A 2,452-nucleotide genomic window follows, 5' to 3' on the forward strand; every position below is an offset into this window, starting at 1 on the left:
AAGCATGGAAAGCACTTGAAGAAGCCTATAAAGCCGGCAAACTTCGGTCAATTGGTGTTTCAAACTTTCAAAAAGCCGACTTGGATAACATTCTTAATTCCTGTTCTGTAAAACCAATGGTCAACCAAATATTGGCACATATCAGCAACACACCGAAAGAACTGATTAAATACTGTAAGGCGAATGACGTTCTCGTAGAAGCGTATTCACCATTTGGACACGGCGAACTTTTTAAGAACCAGGAACTAAAAAGGATAGCAGATAAATACAAGGCTTCTGTTTCTCAATTAGCAATTCGTTACTGCCTTCAACTTGATTTATTACCATTACCAAAGACGGCCAATCCGCAGCACATGAAAACCAATACAGAAGTAGACTTTGTTATTTCTGAAGAGGATATGCAGTTTCTGGAAAATATGGAACAAATTGAGCATTATGGAGAGTATAGCAAGTTTCCTGTATACGGAAAGAAGTAACTCCAATCAGTAAATCATTTATTGAACTAAAATTTATGGAGGCATAAAATGGCAAAGCATGAAGAAGTAAAGAACGGTATCATCTTTCCAATAGGCGAGAAAAACGATGCCTATGCTCAATATTTTGTAGGACAGAGTTACCTGAAAGGATTAGTTGCAGACCCCAAAATAAACGTTATTGTTGGAAATGTGACCTTTGAACCAGGATGTAGAAACAATTGGCACATCCACCGTGATGGATTTCAGATTTTGTTAGTCACCGGTGGCGAAGGTTGGTATCAGGAAGATGGAAAGCCTGCACAGTTTCTAAAAGCCGGCGATGTAATTATTACCCATGATGGTGTAAAACATTGGCATGGTGCTACAAAAGACAGTTGGTTTGAACACATCGCAATCACAGCAGGTAAACCTGAATGGTTGGAGCCGGTAGATGATGAAACATACAATAAAGTACAGGACTAAAAGCAGACACAAGTTATTTATGTGTAATAGTTAGTTGAAGTAGTTTCAACTTAATCTGACAGTTGGGTTAAATTGTGAGTGAGTTAAACCACAATTTAAAACCCATTTAAACTGTCAGATTATGAATTCAGAAACAAAGTTAGTCAAGACAAAGTTAGGACTGCTGAAGTTAGCAGAAAAGTTAGGCAACGTATCAGAAGCGTGCAAAGTCATGGGGTACTCTCGTGATAGTTTTTATCGCATTAAAGAGTTGCATGACACTGGCGGGGAGTTAGCCTTGCATGAAATTAGCCGCAAGAAACCGATACCCAAAAACAGGGTTGAGCCACAGATTGAAGAGATGGTTGTTCAGTTGGCCTTCGATCAGCCTGCTTTAGGCCAGCTTCGTACTTCCAATGAACTACGCAAAAAAGGGACGTTTATTTCTCCTTGCGGCGTGAGGTGTGTTTGGCAGCGGCATGACCTGGAAACTTTCCCCAAACGCTTAAAGGCATTGGAAGCCCGCATTGCCCAGCAAGGCGGTATTTTAACCGAAGCGCAAATGATAGCCTTAGAGCGCAAAAAAGAGAAGAAGGAAGCGATAGGCGAAATAGAAACAGAGCATCCGGGCTATCTCGGCGCACAGGACACTTACTATGTCGGCAACATTAAAGGAGTAGGTCGGATCTACCAGCAAACCTTTATCGATACATATAGCAAAGTAGCCACAGCAAAGCTTTACGACCGAAAAAATGCTATTACCGCAGCCGACACTCTTAACGACCTAGTACTGCCATTTTTTGAAGAACAGCAAATACCCTTGTTACGCATCTTGACTGATAGAGGTACAGAGTACTGTGGCAAACCAGAATACCATGAGTATGAATTATACCTGCAGATAGAAGGTATAGAACATTCAAAAACCAAAGCCCGTAGCCCACAAACTAATGGCATTTGCGAACGCTTCCATCGAACAATTCAAGATGAATTTTATGCAATTGCCTTCAGGAAAAAACTATATACCAGCATTCATGAGTTACAAATGGACCTGAATGCCTGGCTGCATGATTACAACCATCAGCGTACACATTCAGGAAAATATTGCTTCGGCAAAACACCAATGGACACCTTTATGGATAGTAAAACACTAGCAGAAGAAAAGATGTTAAGCCAACTGTTAGAAATTCCCGATAACTTTAAGCTATCAGGCAAAACGGAAACAGGCTCTGCTGAGGAGCAACCTGCCAGGGATAGCCTGACCTCGGGAAATGAAAAAGAGGTTGGGCAAACAGCCTCTTTCCCTTTTCATTTATCGAGCAATGCCTAAGAAAACCTTACTCGCTCTTTAGCCCAAAGTGTCAGATCAAGTAGTAACTATTACACTTATTGTGTTTGCAATTTTTACAATTTCTTCATATTCTAACAATAGCGGCTTTATTTTTGCCAATGTAATTATCTCTGCCTCATGTAATAATTCTAACCAGAAAAAGGTTTCATCAGCCTCTTCTACGACAATAGATATTTTACTAAAAAAT

The 2,452-nt window shown here is 40.3% G+C and carries 3 protein-coding genes and 1 pseudogene; 3 read left to right on the plus strand and 1 reads right to left on the minus strand.

From position 1 onward, the window contains the following. The 3 genes and pseudogenes from ACR2F7_RS05420 to ACR2F7_RS05430 form a co-directional block, all read left to right on the plus strand. Positions 1–476 (plus strand): aldo/keto reductase (locus tag ACR2F7_RS05420; protein WP_432712571.1); only part of this gene is annotated, 476 nt, incomplete at its 5' end. Positions 477–524: 48 nt separating this feature from the next. Continuing rightward, positions 525–938 carry a cupin domain-containing protein gene (locus tag ACR2F7_RS05425; protein WP_432712572.1) on the plus strand — a complete coding sequence of 138 codons (414 nt, stop codon included), beginning with the start codon at positions 525–527 and terminating at the stop codon, positions 936–938. A 121-nt stretch (positions 939–1,059) separates the two neighbouring features. Further along, a pseudogene (locus ACR2F7_RS05430) lies at positions 1,060–2,094 on the plus strand (IS481 family transposase); the annotation flags it as partial. Between the two features lie 186 nt (positions 2,095–2,280). Here the strand turns inward: ACR2F7_RS05430 and ACR2F7_RS05435 are convergent. Next, entirely contained in the window at positions 2,281–2,439 is a 159-nt protein-coding gene (locus tag ACR2F7_RS05435) for a hypothetical protein (protein WP_432712573.1), read from the minus strand. Positions 2,440–2,452: the final 13 nt, after the last annotated feature.

This window comes from Pedobacter sp., assembly GCF_045628745.1.
Taxonomy (GTDB): Bacteria; Bacteroidota; Bacteroidia; order Sphingobacteriales; family Sphingobacteriaceae; genus Pedobacter.